This window comes from Candidatus Accumulibacter phosphatis (assembly GCF_000024165.1).
Lineage (GTDB): Bacteria > Pseudomonadota > Gammaproteobacteria > Burkholderiales > Rhodocyclaceae > Accumulibacter > Accumulibacter phosphatis.
Map to the genome: position 1 here is coordinate 2,349,109 of NC_013194.1, position 16,581 is coordinate 2,365,689.

14 protein-coding genes are annotated in these 16,581 nt (G+C 64.7%); all 14 read left to right on the forward strand.

The window, feature by feature from the left end; genetic code table 11:
* The first annotated feature begins 751 nt into the window (after positions 1-751).
* The 14 genes from CAP2UW1_RS10365 (at position 752) to tilS (ending at position 16,538) form a co-directional block, all read left to right on the forward strand.
* Positions 752-1,792 (forward strand): inorganic phosphate transporter, encoded by a 1,041-nt coding sequence (locus tag CAP2UW1_RS10365; protein ID WP_015766576.1) that lies wholly within the window; start codon positions 752-754, stop codon positions 1,790-1,792.
* 2 nt (positions 1,793-1,794) lie between these two features.
* Positions 1,795-2,451, forward strand: a complete 657-nt coding sequence (locus CAP2UW1_RS10370; protein ID WP_015766577.1) for a DUF47 domain-containing protein — start codon at positions 1,795-1,797, stop codon at positions 2,449-2,451.
* A 592-nt stretch (positions 2,452-3,043) separates the two neighbouring features.
* Positions 3,044-4,507, forward strand: coding sequence for a CYTH and CHAD domain-containing protein (locus tag CAP2UW1_RS10375; protein ID WP_015766578.1), 1,464 nt, complete (start codon positions 3,044-3,046; stop codon positions 4,505-4,507).
* A 148-nt stretch (positions 4,508-4,655) separates the two neighbouring features.
* Complete coding sequence (locus CAP2UW1_RS10380) at positions 4,656-5,180, forward strand: DUF6431 domain-containing protein (RefSeq protein ID WP_012806124.1); 525 nt, start codon at positions 4,656-4,658, stop codon at positions 5,178-5,180.
* Between the two features lie 129 nt (positions 5,181-5,309).
* Positions 5,310-6,632 carry a DDE-type integrase/transposase/recombinase gene (locus tag CAP2UW1_RS10385; RefSeq protein WP_012806985.1) on the forward strand — a complete coding sequence of 441 codons (1,323 nt, stop codon included), beginning with the start codon at positions 5,310-5,312 and terminating at the stop codon, positions 6,630-6,632.
* Positions 6,633-6,634: 2 nt separating this feature from the next.
* The gene (locus tag CAP2UW1_RS10390) at positions 6,635-7,429 is read left to right on the forward strand and encodes an ExeA family protein (RefSeq protein WP_012806122.1); all 795 of its coding nucleotides are present in this window, start codon (positions 6,635-6,637) and stop codon (positions 7,427-7,429) included.
* Positions 7,426-7,623 (forward strand): hypothetical protein, encoded by a 198-nt coding sequence (locus CAP2UW1_RS10395; RefSeq protein WP_012806121.1) that lies wholly within the window; start codon positions 7,426-7,428, stop codon positions 7,621-7,623. Before CAP2UW1_RS10390 ends, CAP2UW1_RS10395 begins: the two co-directional genes overlap by 4 nt.
* 917 nt (positions 7,624-8,540) lie before the next feature.
* Positions 8,541-9,317 (forward strand): hypothetical protein, encoded by a 777-nt coding sequence (locus CAP2UW1_RS10400; protein ID WP_015766579.1) that lies wholly within the window; start codon positions 8,541-8,543, stop codon positions 9,315-9,317.
* Positions 9,318-9,453: 136 nt separating this feature from the next.
* The gene (locus CAP2UW1_RS10405; protein ID WP_015766580.1) at positions 9,454-10,134 is read left to right on the forward strand and encodes a hypothetical protein; all 681 of its coding nucleotides are present in this window, start codon (positions 9,454-9,456) and stop codon (positions 10,132-10,134) included.
* Positions 10,135-10,422: 288 nt separating this feature from the next.
* On the forward strand, positions 10,423-12,624 hold the full coding sequence (locus CAP2UW1_RS10410) for a SulP family inorganic anion transporter (RefSeq protein ID WP_015766581.1): 2,202 nt from the start codon (positions 10,423-10,425) through the stop codon (positions 12,622-12,624).
* A gap of 237 nt (positions 12,625-12,861) precedes the next feature.
* Positions 12,862-13,368 (forward strand): universal stress protein, encoded by a 507-nt coding sequence (locus CAP2UW1_RS10415; protein WP_015766583.1) that lies wholly within the window; start codon positions 12,862-12,864, stop codon positions 13,366-13,368.
* Positions 13,369-13,477: 109 nt separating this feature from the next.
* Positions 13,478-14,095, forward strand: coding sequence for a DNA-3-methyladenine glycosylase family protein (locus CAP2UW1_RS10420; protein ID WP_015766584.1), 618 nt, complete (start codon positions 13,478-13,480; stop codon positions 14,093-14,095).
* 99 nt (positions 14,096-14,194) lie between these two features.
* Positions 14,195-15,163 (forward strand): acetyl-CoA carboxylase carboxyltransferase subunit alpha, encoded by a 969-nt coding sequence (locus CAP2UW1_RS10425; protein WP_015766585.1) that lies wholly within the window; start codon positions 14,195-14,197, stop codon positions 15,161-15,163.
* Positions 15,132-16,538: a tRNA lysidine(34) synthetase TilS gene (tilS, locus tag CAP2UW1_RS10430; protein WP_015766586.1), complete on the forward strand. Its 1,407-nt coding sequence runs from the start codon at positions 15,132-15,134 to the stop codon at positions 16,536-16,538. Before CAP2UW1_RS10425 ends, tilS begins: the two co-directional genes overlap by 32 nt.
* Positions 16,539-16,581: the final 43 nt, after the last annotated feature.

Genomic DNA, 16,581 nt, shown 5'->3' on the forward strand with positions numbered 1-16,581 from the left:
CCGGCGGGTTGCGGCGAAAGGCCGCCGCTGCGGCGCGCGCCGGTCCGCGATCCGGGGAGCGGCGAATCCTCGGGGTGTAACGTTGTGCATCGGTGATGCGATCCCGGAAAAGCCGCCAAGCCTCTGGTCTAACAAGGAAAGCACTCCGTATCCGGCGGTTCGTCGGGGTCTGGATGTGCGTTTTGTCACACCCCATCGGCGCCTGCTCTGGCGCCTGGAATCCCGTGTAATGAACTGATTTCCCGACTATCGCGCATAGTCAGCGCTTTTGGCACAAAAAATGCTTACGTCACCAGACTCGATATCGCCGGCTGCCGCCGCTGCAGGCCACTAGCGATCATCGGAATGCGGCAATGGGGGCCGCAGTCGAGGCGCTGGCAATGGGGGGATTTCGGTTGACTGCTGACGGGGGTTGCATGAACGGGCGGGTGTCGGGCGTTGCCCCGGAGCTTCGTCGTTTGCCGTCGACAGCACGACCCGGTGGTCGGCGGCCGCTTTGTCGCGCCGCTTCCCGCGACCCAGGCGACAGCCCTTGCTCCCTGCGCTGCATCCTCTGTTGCTCGACCGGCCCGCTTGTGCTCGCCGCGAGCTTGTACAAGCACCGAGCAGCCTGTATCGACAAGGAGGATCCCGAGGGTCGGAAACCCCTTCACACCGAAAGTCGGGGCGATTCGGTCAGGCGCACTTCGCAGTTTGCGGATTGTCCCGCCAGCCGCGCTGCCACCCATTACAACAACCACAGGGCCGCTTGATGAGCACATTACTGATACTGACGATCGCGACTGTCGCCATCGTCCTCTTTTTCGACTATACCAATGGCTTCCATGACGCGGCCAACATCGTCGCGACGATCATTGCCTCGCGGGCGATGACGCCCATACAGGCGGTGATCATCGTCGGCACCTTCGAGTTCCTCGGGCCCCTGCTCGGCGGCACGGCAGTCGCCAATACCATCGGCAAGTTTGTCACCCTGGGCGATGTGCAGGCCGTTCTTTCGCTGGCCATCCTGATCAGTGGGCTGGTCGGCGCCATCGTCTGGAATCTGGCGACCTGGTATTTCGGTATCCCTTCGTCTTCGTCGCACGCTCTGGTCGGCGGACTGATTGGCGCTGTGGTCGTGTCTGCCGGACCGGACAACGTCGTCTGGGGTTTCTCGCAACTGATGCACGGCCAGATGACCGGAATCATGAAGGTGCTGGCCGCCCTGATCCTTTCGCCACTGATCGGTTTCTGGGCGGGTTTCCTGATCCTGCGGTTGATGCAGGTCCTGCTCTTTGCCGCCAAGCCGTCGGCCAATACCGGGCTGCGCTACGCGCAGTTCGTCACGGCCGCCGGTCTGGCTTTCTCGCATGGCGCCAACGATGCGCAGAAGAGCATGGGCATGCTGACGCTGGCCCTGCTGTTGGGCGGTTTCATCCCGACGTTCGAAGTCCCGTTCTGGGTGATGCTGGCCTGCGCCACGGCGATCACCCTCGGCATCCTCTCGGGTGGCTGGCGGATCGTGCGCACGCTCGGCTTCGCGATCTACCGAGTGCGGCCAATCCACGCACTGAGTTCCCAACTGACTTCGGCGATCGTCATCCTGACGGCATCGGTGATCGGTGCTCCCGTATCGACAACCCACGTCGTCGCCACGTCGATCATGGGCATCGGCGCTTCCGAGCGACCGAACGCCGTCCGTTGGAAAAAGGCGAAGGACATCGCCATCACCTGGGTCATCACCATTCCCGGCTCGGCACTGGTTGCCATCCAGACATTCGCTCTCGTCAATCTCTTTCTCGGAAAGGCCTAATCATGTCGAACGTAAGCGTCGCAAAAACCTCCATCACTCGCCGCATCCTGCATCGGGTCTTCCCGAAAGTACCGAATTTCTTCGCGCTGCTGGCCGAGCAGAGTGCGCACGTGGACGTCAGTGCCGGTCTGCTCGCCGAGTACATGGGCGCTGACAGTTCGCAGGCCGCGAAGAAGATCGTCGAGGCCGAGTACGAGGGTGACCGGCTCAAGATCCGCAACCTGACGCTGCTCAACGAGGCCTTCTCGACGCCGATCGATCGTGAAGACCTGCACCGGGCGATCATCAATCTCGACGAGATCATCAATAGTTGCAAGTCGATCGTCGTCGAGATGGATTCCGCCGTACTGGCCCTGAAGCCCGACAAGTATTGCCTGGAGATGGCCGTACACCTGAAGTCCGGGGTCGAGGCGGTTTCCGCGGGCTATGGCCGCCTGGGGAGCGATCCGAAACTGGGTCGCGCCGATGCGGAAAAGGCCGACAAGGCCGTCCGCAACCTGACGAGAACCCACCGCCGCGCACTGGCGGAGCTTTTTCAGGATACCGATTTCCACAACATCTTTCGCCGCAAGGAAATCTATAACGAACTGAGAGGCGCCGGCGACCGCCTTAACGTCTGCAACAGCACGCTGCTGGACATCGTCGTCAAGCTCTGCTGAGGCATCCCCCTTGCCGTTGTGATCCGGCTCGCGGGAGCGAACGCGGCAGCCTTGCCAGCGTGCGAATCCCGTGGCCGCTTCCGTCCCGGTCGGGCTGGCGCGCGCGCCGCCTGCCGGGAGCATTGCACCCCGTTTTCACAGCCTTGCCAGCCCTCCCGCCGTTGGCGTCAGCACGGCGCCCCCATGGCGCCGCCAGCACGCGTTGAGCCCCCAGCGGCTGGCGTCGACCGGCCGTTGCCGACACGACTCGGCGCCCCTTCAGTGGCCGCCAGGTGTAACGTTTTCCGATTCCGTGAGGCCTCGTTCCGGCGTGCTAAGTAACTGTTTCGCATGGCAGATGAAGGTCGCCAAGGCAGCTCGGCGACCTTCCCGAGTGCATTTTGTTGCACCCGGCAGGCAATCGGACAACGTCTCGGTAGGAGCACTAGCAATGTTGATTTATAACGAGTATTTGTGACATCTTGAGTGTGGCACGATTGCTGCTTTTCTCTAGGAAACGGGGCCTACAGACGCCGGTCTGCGATTTACGGCAGTTTTCTCAAGGGCCTTTTGACGTGGCTGGAATGTCAGTCCAATCCTCAGGAGCTTACAGATGGGCATCGAAACCGCACTCAATCTTTCACTCACCCCAGGCGTCGCCAGCCGGCTGGCCAGGCACCCGCTGCTGACCGATGCCAAGCCGATGCGCGAAAAGGTCACCAGTACCTACTACGACACCCCCGATCTGCGGCTGCAGCGCGAGAGTGTCGTGGTGAGCGATCGGAAGCGAGGTTCCACGCGCCTGTCATCGGTCAGCCGGCTGGCCCAGTCTGGGATCAGGCAGGCGGGGCATCGCGAATGGCCGCTTGCCGGGGCGCCGGGGGAACTCGACTTCTCACATGTCGCCGATCATGGCTTGCGGCAGTGGTTGGAGTCGGTACGCGAGGATCTGCGGCCGGCATTCACGACCAGCGTTACGCGCAGCGCCTGGCTGTTGGAACCCCGCGCAGGGGTGCGCATCGAACTGGCTCTGGACCGTGGTTGGATCGAGGCCGAGGGCCGGCGCCAGCCGATTTGCGAACTTGGCCTGGAACTGCTGTCAGGCGGCGTTGCCGACCTGTTTTCGGCCGCCGGCGAGTTGCAGAGCGATCTGTCGCTGCACCCGGAGACCACCAGCCTGTCGCAGCGCGGCTATCGCGTGTTGTCGGAGCAGTCCTTGCAGGTGGTCAAGGCGCCGCCGGTGGTCATCGACGCCGAGATGACGGCGATTGGCGCCTTTCGTACCATTGCACGCTCCTGCGTAAGGCACCTGCAGAGCAATGAGCAAGGGGTGCGCGAGAGCGACAATCCGGAGTTCGTCCATCAGGCACGCGTCGCCATACGCCGCCTGCGTTCAGCAATTCGCGTCTGGAAGCCTCTGCTCCCGGAGGAATTCGTGAGCAACTTCGATCCGCTCTGGCAGACGCTGGCCAGGCAACTCGGTGAGACGCGCAACTGGGATGTCTTCGTGGGCGACACCCTGCCGGCGATCGCCGCCGCCTTTCCTGCATGTGGCGAGGTCGACCGCCTGTCGCACTACGCGCGCCGGCGCTGCACGATCAACCGTCAGGCCGCCCGTAGCGCGCTCAAGTCGGTCGACTATTCGCGTCTGCTGCTCGAATTCACGGCGGCCGTCTTGGCTCTCCCCGTCGAGGGCGAGGCGCGCCGGGTCGATGCTTTTGCCCCGCGCTGTCTCGACAAGCGCGCCAAACAGGTCAGGCATCTGGCGGACGAGGCCCTGCAGGGCGACGCCACGGCTCGCCACAGCCTGCGCGTCGCCTACAAGCGCCTGCGCTACGCGCTCGAGTTCTTCGCGCCGCTGTTCCCCGGCGAGCTCCTCCGCCACTACCACGTGGCGGCAAGCGGCCTGCAGGAACTGCTCGGGCGACTGAATGATCTGGCGGTGGCCTCCGAATTGATTACCGAGGCGCTTCCCGGCGAGCACGGCGATGTCCTTCGCTGCTGGCTGGCTGGCCAGACCGACTCACTCCTGCCCGAGTTCGTTGTTGCTGTTACGTCCGCCCCTAAACGGGATTGAAGGGCTTTGAATATCGCGCGTACTTTGAGCAGGAAGATCGAAGGATCTCCTGAGCGAAGGCGGAATGAAGAAGGACGGAGAAGGGCTGGAACACCTCTGCTATCGTGGGAAGTTATCGAGACGACCGAGATAGAAAAGAGCCCAGCCCATGCAACGAATTGTAGCCGGCATCACCACGCTTGAGCAGCACGTTGAGACGACTCAAAAGGCCGCTGAAGTGTATCGACCGAAGTCGTGCCCGCACTGCGGGCTGGGAGTGGTCCATCAGCATGGTCACTATGAGCGAAAGGCCGACCGCCGAGCCGTGCCGCCACGGCTCAACCCGATCCCCATCCTTCGCTACCGTTGTGCCGGATGCCGACGCACGTGTTCGCGCCTGCCGGAATGTATCGCACCGCGACGCTGGTATGACTGGTCGGTGCAACAGCAAGTCCTGCAGCAGCGGCTGAACGGCGCGGCAGAGCACCCCGGCGGTCCACCTGACCGGCACACGGGCGCGCGCTGGTGGAACTGGTTGCAGGAGCGGGGAAAGGACTTTGTGTTTCACCTGCGCGTGCGCTTTGCCGAACTCGGCCGGGCCGTTGACACGCACGGCTTTTGGCACCAGGTGTTCAACAGCCTGGGTCTGCCGCGGGCCATGTTCTGGCTCGATCAAGAGATGAGCGTCCCATGATTTCCTGACACCGAGCGAGTGGCGGACGGTGGGGACCCCGCCCGGGCGGGGTCCCCACACAGTTTGCTCGTGGCATTATTTCGGCCCTTTTGTTTTGATGACGACTCCCATTCACCCCGAGGAGTCGTCATGAATCGAATCAATCCGATCGCCTTGTTTCGCCTGTCCGTCCTGGGTTCGCTGACCAGCCGGGAACGGCTGGATCACGGCGAATTGCAGCAGACCATCCGCGCCCTGGCCGAGCGCGAATACACCATTCCCGGCACGCGTCGGCGCCATGTTGCCGAGAAGACGATTCAGGGCTGGTATTACACTTACCTTGCCCAGGGCATCGATGGCCTGACACCCAAGACCCGTATCGACCGCGGGCAATCGAAGCTATCGCAAGCCATTCAGACCGCGATCCTTGCCGCGAAGCGCGACAACCCGCGCCGCTCGATCCGTCAGATTCGCCAGTTGCTCGAAGCCACCGGAACGGTGGCTCGCGGCAGCCTGTCGCGCTCGACGGTCCACCGGCTGCTGCAACAGCACGGCCTGTCGCGGATCAGCGGCTCGGCCAGCCTGCCCGAGGAGAAGCGCAGCTTCGTCGCCGCTTCCGCGGGCGCCATCTGGTATGGCGATGTGATGCACGGTCCCCGCGTGCCTCACGAGGGCAAGCTCGTCAAGGGGTATCTCGTCTCGCTGTTCGACGATGCCTCACGTCTGGTGGCTCACAGCGCTTTCTGCCCCGGCGAAACGGCGCTCGACATCGAAGGGGTGCTCAAGCAGGCGCTGCTGAAGCGAGGCATCCCGATCAAGCTCGTCGTCGATAACGGCGCGGCCTACCGCGCTGAGACCCTGCAGGGGATCTGCGCCCGCCTGGGCATTCACCTGATCTATTGCCGGCCCTATGCGCCCGAGGGCAAGGGCAAGTTGGAGCGCTGGCACCGGACCTGCCGCGACCAGTTCCTGTCGGAACTCGACGAGCGCCACATCAACAGTTTCGAGGACCTCAATGCGCGTCTCTGGGCCTGGCTGGAGCGGGTCTATCACCATACGCCGCATGCCGGCCTCGACGGGATGACGCCGCTCGCGCGCTACCAGCAGGATTTGTCGAAGATTCGTTCGCTGGGAGCGCTGGCCGCGCAGCTCGATGCCTTGTTCCGGTATCGCGTCAGCCGTCGAGTCAGGAAGGATGGCACGGTGTCGTATCAGGGGGCGCGCTTCGAAGTGCCTTTCGAACTCTCCGGCAAGACGGTGTGTCTGGTCGTCGATCCGCATAGCGGGGCGGTCATCGAGGTCGAGGACGAGCACGGCAAGGGGATCGGCGCCGCGACCCCGCTCGATGCCCTGGGCAATCTCGATCGCCAACGAAATAAATCCGACCCGACAGACGCCGCTCCCGCCTCGCCGTCTGGCCCGAATCTGATCGAACTCACCTATCGTCAGTATTACGACCGCAAAGGAGACTGAAGATGTATCTGCAACACTTTGGTCTGCGCCATCCGCCTCTGGGCAAGGACGCCGCCGAGCTGTGGGATGACGGTGCGCTGGCGCAACTCGCCGAGCGCTTCCAGTGGCTTCTGCAATCGCCGGGCCTCGGCCTGCTGACCGGCGAGGCCGGCGTGGGCAAGACGGCCGCCTTGCGCCTCGTGACCGCCAAGCTCAATCCGCATCGCTACCAAGTCATCTACCATGCCGAGACCGATTTCGGACGGGCAGACCTTTACCGGTGCCTGGCCCAATCCCTCGGCCTTCAGCCGAGTTATCGTCGCGCCCAACTGTGGCGCGACATCAAGGCGCATATCCATCATCTGGCCGACGCCAAGCAACTTCTGCCGGTCTGGATCCTCGACGAGGCGCAGAATCTGCCACCCGAATTCTTCCGCGATTTCCCCGCTTTTCTCAACTTCGCCTTCGATTCGCGCGATCTCATCACTGTCTGGCTGGTCGGTCACCCGATCCTCGCCCAAACCCTCGAACGGGCGTCTTACGCCGCACTCGCCGGCCGCATCCAGGCACGCGTGCATCTGCGACCGGTGCTCGAACGCGAGCGCTTTGCGCAACTCGTCGGCCATGCCCTCAAGAGCGCCGGGTGTGCGCATACCCTGCTCACCGATTCCGGCCTGGAACTCCTGCGCCAAGCCAGCAAGGGCCTGCCGCGCCACGCCGGGCGCATCCTGCGCACCGCCATGCGTCTGGCGGTGCCGCGCGCACTCAATCATTTGCCCGACGATCTGCTGCAAGCGGCTATCGAGGAGTTGCGATGAAACGCCGCCCTCACTCCCTCTTCCCCGACGGCCTCTCCGACGAAAGTGCGGCGGCGATCAGCGAGTTCCTTCACCAACTCGCCGCTGCTTGTGAGGCCCGCTACCTCGTCCAGCTTCGCCGCCACCGCAGCCGTCAGATGAACCTCTACGATCCCGAAGCCCCTTGGAGAATACCTCCAGGCGAGCCCTTCTAGCCCTCTCGTCCCACGCTGACGCCGGAACCTCTTCTTCCGGCGTCAGCGTGGGACTTTGCCATCATCTCAACCTCGAATGGCTCGGGTTGAAGAGTTCCAGATATCGCGGGACGTAACAGTTGCCCTGAACGACTTCCACGGGCATGCGGTACCGTGGCGCAATCAGTGACACCACAGTCGGCAGCCCGCCAGGAATGGCGTGGCGTCCTGGCGCTTCGCGCCACGGTCTGCTGAGTCAAGCGGCGCTCGCCTGCCTGCCAATTTTTCGCCTTGGCCAGCCATTCCGGTTGGCCGAGGGGCAGGGCGGGTGCGTGTGCCGAGCGCCTGGTTCGGCGTGCTCTGTGCAGGCCGCGGACGCCCACTGTGTGCATACGTGCATTCGCGCATCCGCGCACTCGCGGCTCTCCTGCCGCAGCATCCTCTGATTTGACAAGCGACACGCCTGGCGGCTCGCGGCGACCAGCCGCTGGCCGGCGCCTGGCGTTTGCCGCGGCCCGGCGGCGGCTCGGGGCGACGCGCGGGGCCTGCGTGCGCGGCTGCCGGCTTTGTCCGGCAGCCGTCACTCATCGCGGTGTAACGTGCTGTGTTTCGCTGCCAATTCCGTGATTTTGACGTAAGGCCATGGTATAACGAAGAAATGTGGCTTGTCGCCGGCCTCCGGGGCGGCGGCGGCGCACATTTTGTTGCACCCCAGCAAAGGCGCGGGAGCCTGGAGTTGCTCGCCTAGCACGCTGATTTTATTGGCAGAGTGTTGGCGATCCCCAGATGGCACGCTTACTGCTTAAAGAAAACCAGCAGAGAACTGCCTCCGCGACTGGCCCAGCCCGGAAGCCAATTCTCGATCGGTTCAGTGGCGAGGAGTTGCTTCAGATGACGATTCGACCAGCGATCATTGCCGCAGACAACAGGTGAATACCGTGACACTCCTCCCCGTTTCGCAAGTGGTGCTCCGCGCCGCCCAGCCGTTGCCAGGCGCTGTCGATTTGCCGGACTTCCTGACGATGATCGGCAAGCAGGCCGGCATGGTGGTGGGCGTGGCCAGAATGGTGGGCGAGATCGTGCAGGGCAGGGAGTCCGCGCATTCTGTTCGCCTGCTCGAACTGGAACAGCGCTGTGAGGAACTCCAGCGACGCCACCAGACGGCCGCGCGTTCGCTGCTTGAGACGAGTTCCGGCGTCGAGGATGTCCGCGGAACGATCGAACTCCTGAACCGCGCGGCCGTTCGGCTATTCCAGGCGGCTCGTGGGTGCCAGCAGTTGCGTGCCGTTCCTGCCGAAGTGAGTCGCCGCATGCTGGCGGTGGTTCAGGCGGCGGCCGAGAGCCTGCAGCATGGCTACGGTCGGCTGGCGAATGGCTCGCCGACCGCGGAGTCGGATGCCGATGATGCGATCGCGAGCAGGCACGTGCTTGGCAGCTATCGGGTGTTGGCCCTGCAGGAATTGCTGGCCGTCGAGTGCCGGGATTTGTCGCGGCCGACAGGCGGTGTCGTTGGCGCGCCGGGTGCGCGTGCCGGTGAGGCGACCTTCTGGTTCGCCGAGCTCTATGGCTATCTGAACGACGTTGCCCAGGAACTTGCCGGGGCAGGAACCATATTGAAGAAGTGGTCGCAGCGATTGTCCGGCGCGGCGTGCGAGTGGGCGGCGAGAACCGATGAGCGCCAGTGGGCGCTAGCGCATCGCTGCGTTGCCGGCTGACATGAAGACCGTGCCAACCAATACAGGAGCTGGCAGCACCGGGCAGTCCCGCCCAGGCTGGCCCGCATCCGGTTTTTTTCATCAAGCAGGAGAAGTCATTGTGGAAACTCAAATGCACGTGGCGCCGAGGCCCGCCATGTCGAGGCCGGGCGAGAGCGATCTGGACAGCTATCTGGATGCCATTGACGACGCGACGACCATCTTCCGGTCAGCGGTCGATGTCTACCTCGCCAACGGCCCCGATGGCGCGTGCTGGCAACAAGCCAAGCGGATCTCCGAACAGCTGCGCAGGCTCGACGACATGCAGCAGGAGATCGAGATGGCTGTCCCGACCCAGACACCTGTCGGCGGGCTGCTGGCCGAACTGATGGACCCGCTTACCGGCGTCGGTCGTCTGCTCAAGGACATGAAGCGGCAAGTCACCGGTTTCGCGATCGAGTCCGGCTTTTCCGGGCCTGGCCGCCGCGTCCCCGCGCATCTGGTTCCGGAGGTACAGGAACTTGCCGACGAGGTTTGCGCCGCCGTCGATGCGCTGGTAGACGACTGCCGAGCAAGCATGCCGTGGGCCGAGCCGGCGAAGCCTGGCCATGCCGAGCGGAGCGTCACCTGGTACGAGGGCCAGGCCGACCGGCTGTCGTCGCAACTGATCAGGAAGATCTTCACCGATGAGGTTCTGGACGTGGAAAGCCAACTGCCGCTGGCGCAGCTCATCGAGGAAATCGACCGTGTTGCGGACTACGCCGAGTCCATCGACCGGGAAGTCCGGAGCGGCCGTATGGACGCCACGTCCGGTGTGGGTGGCAGGGATTCGCACTGAGAACTGACGGGTCGATAGCCTGCGCCATTGGCGCGGGTGGGCAGCCGGACGCGGCCTTGCGACAAGGCCGCGTTTCATTTCGTCCACGGGCCGCCCGGCAGGGGAAGGGCGGTGGTCGAGTTGCCGCGTCGCGGAGTGGATACCCCGGGGCGGTCGGCGGCGCGGGTCGCTTCCTGCAATCCCGGGATGCGCTTGGGGCCGGTCGGGCTTCATGGCAGCGGGTGCTCCGCCGGGAGATGCTGATGTCGTCTGAAGACTGAAGAGAGAGGGGGGACTGTGGAACTGACGATGAAGTTCAGGAACGACAAGTTGGTCGGCGATTTCTGGGGAGGACTGGCGGCGATGCTGGTCGCCCTGCCTTCGGCGATTGCCTTTGGGGTGACGATCTATGCCTCGATTGGCCCGGCTTACGCCGGCCTGGGGGCGTTGGCGGGGATTCTCGGGGCGACCGCGCTGGGTCTGGTGGCACCGGCGCTGGGCGGCACCAATCGCCTGATCACGGCGCCCTGTGCACCGGCAGCGGCGGTTCTCTCGGCCTTTGCCATCGAGTTGGTGCAGCACGGCGTGGCGCCGGCGTCGATTGTCCTGATGTTGACTGCCCTTGGCCTGGTCTCCGGGTTGGTGCAGTTGTTCCTCGGTTTCATGGGGATCGGCAGCCTGATCAAGTACATCCCGTTTCCGGTGGTCAGCGGCTATCTCACCGGCGTCGGTCTGATCATCATCGGCAGTCAAATCCCCAAGTTCCTCGGCGCTCCCGGCGGCACATCCTGGTGGCGGGCCCTGATCTCGCCGGAGCTGTGGCAGTGGCAGAGCGCGGTCATCGGCGCCGTGACGGCGGCGGTCATGCTAGGCGCACCGCTGGTGACACGGGTGGTGCCGGCGGCGATTCTCGGCCTGCTGGCCGGGGTGCTCACCTACTTCGGGCTGGCCTATGGGGTCGATGAGCAACTGCTGGTCAGCGAAGGCAACAAGTTGATCATCGGACCACTGGGCGGCACGGCGTCCAGCATGCTCGCGGCGATCACCGGTCGCTGGAGCGAAATCGGCGAGCTCAAGCTGAGCCAGATCGCCAGCCTGCTGGGAACGGCGTTTACGCTGGCCGTGTTGTTGTCGATCGACACTCTGAAGACCGCCGTCGTTCTCGACGCCCTGACCCGCGGCCGCCACGATTCCAACCGCGAACTGGTTGCCCAGGGTCTGGGCAATGTCGCTTCGGCGTGTGCCGGCGGCATGCCGGGGGCCGGTCAGATGGGCGCGACGCTGGTCAATCTGGCGAGTGGCGGCCAGACGCGCGTCTCCGGGGTCATCGAGGGCGTCCTCTCGCTGATCGCCTTCCTGGCGCTGGGAACGTTCATCGCGTGGATTCCGGTGGGTGCGCTCGCCGGCATCCTGATCGTCGTCGGGATCCGCATGATCGACCGCCACAGCCTGCATCTCCTGGAGTCGCCGTGGACCCTCTTCGACTTCATCGTCATCGTTGCGGTAGTCGCCGTGGCGGTTGGCTACAGTCTGATCGCCGCATCGGGAGTCGGGATCGCCCTGGCGATGTTCCTGTTCATCCGCGAGCAGTTGAGCAGTACGGTGATTCGCCGCAAGATCGACGGCGCCAGCCGGTTCTCGAAGCGGGTGCGCCTGCGCCATGAAATGGAGCTGCTCGAGAAGCGGGGAAGCGAGACGGCGATCCTGGAACTGCAGGGCAGCCTCTTCTTCGGGACCAAGGACCAGTTGTACACGGCGCTGGAACCCGAACTCGCCCGCCGCACCTACATCGTCCTCGACATGCGGCGGGTGCAGTCGGTCGACGTCACGGCGGTACATCTGTTGAGCCAGATCAGGGATTCGTTGATCGAACGCGATGCCTTCCTGATCTTCAGTAACTTGTCACACAGCTTGCCGAATGGCCGCAACATCGCCGAGTTCTTCGACCAGATGGAACTCACGACGATGACCGAGCATGTCAAGGTGTTTCCCGAACTCGATGACGCTGTCGAATGGATCGAAGACCAGATTCTTGGCCAGGGCCCGGCGGTGGAGGCCGAGGTCGCGGCGCTGGAACTCAACGATCTCGAGCTGTTCAGCGATCACAAGGAGGAAACCTTGATCGACCTCGAGGCCTGCCTCGAGCGACGTTCGATCAACAAGGACGAGAGAGTGTATTCGTTTGGCGACCCCGGCAACGAGCTGTACCTGATCCGCAAGGGCGCCGTCCGTATCACCCTGCCAGCGCAGGGGGAAACCGTAGGGCATCACGCGCTGACCTACGGGCGCGGCGACTTTTTCGGCGGCATGGCTTTCCTGTCGCAGATGACCCGCTTCAACGATGCCACCGCCCTTGCCGATACCGAGCTCTACGTCTTGCAGCGGGAGCAGTTCGAAAAACTCAGAGAAGAGCACAAGCGTCTTGCCTGCCACTTGGTCGAGGCGGTAGCCAAGGTGCTCGCCCTGAGACTACGCTACTCGGACAAGGAACTGATGGCCATGCAGGACTAGGCCATCACGCTCGGGTACTGCAAATGCAGCGTCGGGGTGTGGATGGGCGCGTGGCCGCAGCGGTCTTTCCGCCCCAGCCTGCCCGTCGGGAGGAGCATCTGGCGAGGTGGCTGCTGGTCCGCCGGCCGGAGCCACCCTGATTCCTGCGCGCGTCGCGGTAGCTGCAGCAATTGGGTTTATCATAACGGGCGCGCCAGAGGGTCACAGGTGGCGCCAACCATTGGGGGAGAACAAAAAATGTTCCAGCATATCCTGTTGCCAACGGATGGCAGCCAACTCTCGCGCGAGACCGCTGAACGCGCGGTCGCTTTTGCCAAGGCGGCCAACGCCAGCGTCACCGCCTTGTACGCAAGGCCGGTCGGGAACGCGGACAACTATGGCGATCTGGTCGAGCCAGCCGTCCTGGAACGACTGGTTTCGGGGTCGGAAGGGAAGTCCAAGGAGTATCTGGGTTTCGTCAAGAAGCTCTGCAAGGAAGCCGGCGTCGAGTGCACCGCGCTGTCGGTGGTCAGCGATACGCCCTGGGAGGCCATCGTCAACGTTGCCGAGGACAACAACTGCGACCTCATCTTCATGTCGAAGCACGGCCGCGGCGGTCTGTCCTCGCTGCTGCTGGGCAGTGAGACCTACCGGGTGCTGACGCACTCGAGCATTCCGGTTCTCGTCTATCGTCCGCCCGAGGTGGACGCGAGTCGCCGCAAGGCCAAGGAAAAGGCCCGGGACAAGGATCGGAAGAAGGCCTGAGCGAGGCGCCGCGCCTGCTCGACCTGCCCGGACGGCAGGGCGCCCGGGTATCTCCCGCGATGGCGACTCGGAGCCACCATCTCGCTGGTCGTCCCTGCCGAGGCTCGCCGTGACTCCCGCTTACTGGCAACAGGCCTCCGCCGAACTCGCACAGAGCGACCCGGTTCTCGCCGGGTTCGTCGAGCGCTTTGCCGGTACGGCGCTGGTATCGCGCGGCGACCCCTTCGTGACGCTGCTGCGCTCGATCGTCGGTCAGCAGATCTCCGTGAAAGCCGCAGACAGCGTCTGGGGACGCCTCCTGGCGGTCCTGCCGGTACCCGCGGCGACCGCACTCCTGGCCTGCGAGCCGGAAGCGCTGCGCCGTTGTGGTCTGTCGGTACGCAAGGTCGAGTATGTGATCGATCTGGCCCGGCGCTTCGCTGGGGGGGAGATCCACGTCAGCCACTGGGCGTCGATGCGTGATGCGGAGATCATCGCCGAGTTGACGGCGGTGCGCGGCGTCGGCGTGTGGACGGCGGAGATGTTTCTGATCTTCAATCAGCTGCGTCCCGACGTCTTTCCGCTCGACGATATCGGCTTGCAGCGCGCCGTGGGGATTCATTACCACGGCGGCGAGCGGCCGCCGCGACGCCTCCTCGCCGAGCACGGTGAGCGCTGGCGCCCCTGGCGTTCGGTGGCCACCTGGTATCTCTGGCGAAGCCTCGATCCGGTTCCCGTCGAGTACTGACCCAGCCAGCGTCGTCGCTGCGGCCGGGCGCAGGAGCGGCCTTTCGGGTTAGAATGGCGCGCTCTCGAAACAGCCCGCCTGCAAACACGGTCAGCCTTGATGAAAAACACCTTTCTCGATTTTGAACAGCCGATCGCCGACCTCGAAGGCAAGATCGAAGCCTTGCGCCTGGCGCAGGACGATTCGGCGCTCGACATCGCCGATGAAATCAGCCGCCTCGAGAAGAAGGGCCAGACGCAAACCCGGGAAATCTACGCCAAGCTCACCGCCTGGCAGGTTTCCCAGGTGGCTCGCCATCCGCAGCGGCCTTACACGCTCGATTACCTGCGCCTCCTGTTTACCGACTTCGAGGAACTGCACGGCGACCGCGCCTTTGCCGACGATCACGCGATCGTCGGTGGCCTGGCGCGATTCAACGGCGACCCGGTGATGGTGATCGGCCACCAGAAAGGGCGTGACACCAAGGAAAAGATCTTCCGCAACTTCGGCATGCCGCGTCCCGAGGGCTACCGCAAGGCCCTGCGCCTGATGCGACTGGCCGAGAAGTTCGCCATTCCGGTGATGACCTTCATCGACACCCCCGGTGCGTATCCCGGAATCGATGCCGAAGAACGCGGTCAGTCCGAGGCGATCGGCCGGAATCTATATGTGATGGCCGAGTTGAAGGTGCCGATCATCGTCACCATCATCGGTGAGGGCGGGTCGGGGGGGGCACTGGCGATCGGTGTCGGCGACGTCCTGCAGATGCTTCAGTATTCGACCTACTCGGTCATCTCGCCGGAAGGCTGTGCGTCGATTCTCTGGAAAAGTGCCGAGAAGGCGAGCGAGGCGGCCGAGATCATGGGCATTACCGCGCCGCGCCTGAAATCCCTCGGCCTGGTCGACCGGATCGTCAATGAGCCGACCGGCGGCGCGCATCGCGATCATCCGGCGATGGCAAAAAACCTCGGGAAGGCGCTGCGGGAATCCCTGCAGAAGCTCTCTGCGCTACCGACCGGCGAACTGCTGCAGGCGCGCCTCGATCGCCTGATGGCTTATGGCCGGTTCAAAGAGCAGCCCTTGCCCTGAGATCGCGCCGGAGACGGCGAGCAGTCGGCTCCAGCATACGCTTTCGGCATTTCTCGCAGCCCGCCTGGCACCGGGCGAACGTTTGTGCGTCGGCCTTTCCGGTGGGCGCGACTCGGTCGTCCTGCTGCATGCGCTCGATGGCCTGCGTGTACGGGGCCTTGTTGGCGCCCTTGCCGCCATCCACGTCGATCACGGCCTGAGTGCCAACGCCGGTACCTGGGCCGGTTTCTGTACCGAGTTCTGCCGACAATTGGGCGTGCCGCTCGACATCGTCCATGTCGAGGTGCCGCGCGACGACGGTGAGGGTATCGAGGCCGCCGCCCGTCGGGCGCGCCATCGTGTGTTTGCCGGTTGTTGTGCAGACTGGCTGGCGCTGGCGCACCATCAGGACGATCAGGCCGAAACGGTCCTCTTTCGCCTGTTGCGCGGGGCCGGGGTCGCGGGAGCCGCCGGCATGCCCGCCGAGCGGTCGCAGGCCGGCGGGCCACGCCTGATCCGGCCGCTGCTCGACGTGCCGCGAACGCTGATCGCCGGCTACGCCGCCGAGAATTCGCTGGTCTGGGTCGAAGACGAGAGCAACGCCGATTGCCGCTATCGCCGCAGCCACTTGCGCCAGGCCGTGCTGCCGCGCATCGAGGAGGCTTTTCCGGCCGCTGCGCGGACGCTGGCGCGCGCCGCCGGCCACTTTGCCGAGGCGGCGGCGCTGCTCGACGAACTGGCACAGGCCGATCGGGCGACCGTCGTCGCGGCAGGCGGGCGAATCGATCTTCTTCGTTTCAATGCCCTGCCGCCGGCGCGCGCGCGCAATCTCTTGCGCAACGAACTGTCGGCAGCCGGCTGGCGCGCGCCGGAAGCGCGCTGGCTCGACGAGGCGCTGCGCCAACTCGCGACGGTCGGCAGCGACTCGCAGACCTGCATCGCGACGCCGGACGGCGAGGTCAACGTGTATCGGCGCCAGCTGTACGTCTGCGCTCGGCGTCCGCCGCTTCCTGCGGGAGCCATTTTCTGGCTCGGCGAGGCGCGTCTGGCGTGGGGGGATCTGTGGGTCTCCTTCGTTCCCACCGTCGGCGCCGGTGTCAGCCGCCGCCTGCTGGCCGGCACGCGCGTCTGCCTGCGCTGCCGGCAGGGCGGCGAGCGCTTGCAGGTCGACGCGCGCCGACCGCGGCGGACGCTCGCCAACCTGCTGCAGGAGGCCGGCGTGCCACCGTGGGAGCGTGTGCGTTTGCCGCTCCTGTGGTCGGATGATCGGCTGATCTGGGTCGGTGGCATGGGCGTCGACGCGTCTTTCGCCTGTCGGGAGGGCGAGGCGGGAATAGTGGTCGCCTGGGAGAACGTGGCGCCTTGCACGGCCGCGAACGGAACGGCAGCGGGCTGATAGCCGGCGGGCGGACAGTCGACCGAATCGGCAGGCGATGCGA

Excerpts from the sequence above, each read along its gene's own strand:
- CAP2UW1_RS10395 (WP_012806121.1), top strand. The coding sequence starts at position 7,426 with ATGAAACGCCGCCCTCACTCCCTCTTCCCCGACGGCCTCTCCGACGAA.
- CAP2UW1_RS10410 (WP_015766581.1), top strand. The coding sequence starts at position 10,423 with ATGAAGTTCAGGAACGACAAGTTGGTCGGCGATTTCTGGGGAGGACTG.
- CAP2UW1_RS10375 (WP_015766578.1), top strand. The coding sequence starts at position 3,044 with ATGGGCATCGAAACCGCACTCAATCTTTCACTCACCCCAGGCGTCGCC.
- CAP2UW1_RS10380 (WP_012806124.1), top strand. The coding sequence starts at position 4,656 with ATGCAACGAATTGTAGCCGGCATCACCACGCTTGAGCAGCACGTTGAG.
- CAP2UW1_RS10425 (WP_015766585.1), top strand. The coding sequence starts at position 14,195 with ATGAAAAACACCTTTCTCGATTTTGAACAGCCGATCGCCGACCTCGAA.
- CAP2UW1_RS10385 (WP_012806985.1), top strand. The coding sequence starts at position 5,310 with ATGAATCGAATCAATCCGATCGCCTTGTTTCGCCTGTCCGTCCTGGGT.
- CAP2UW1_RS10405 (WP_015766580.1), top strand. The coding sequence starts at position 9,454 with ATGTCGAGGCCGGGCGAGAGCGATCTGGACAGCTATCTGGATGCCATT.
- CAP2UW1_RS10365 (WP_015766576.1), top strand. The coding sequence starts at position 752 with ATGAGCACATTACTGATACTGACGATCGCGACTGTCGCCATCGTCCTC.
- CAP2UW1_RS10390 (WP_012806122.1), top strand. The coding sequence starts at position 6,635 with ATGTATCTGCAACACTTTGGTCTGCGCCATCCGCCTCTGGGCAAGGAC.
- CAP2UW1_RS10370 (WP_015766577.1), top strand. The coding sequence starts at position 1,795 with ATGTCGAACGTAAGCGTCGCAAAAACCTCCATCACTCGCCGCATCCTG.
- CAP2UW1_RS10415 (WP_015766583.1), top strand. The coding sequence starts at position 12,862 with ATGTTCCAGCATATCCTGTTGCCAACGGATGGCAGCCAACTCTCGCGC.
- tilS (WP_015766586.1), top strand. The coding sequence starts at position 15,132 with ATGGCCGGTTCAAAGAGCAGCCCTTGCCCTGAGATCGCGCCGGAGACG.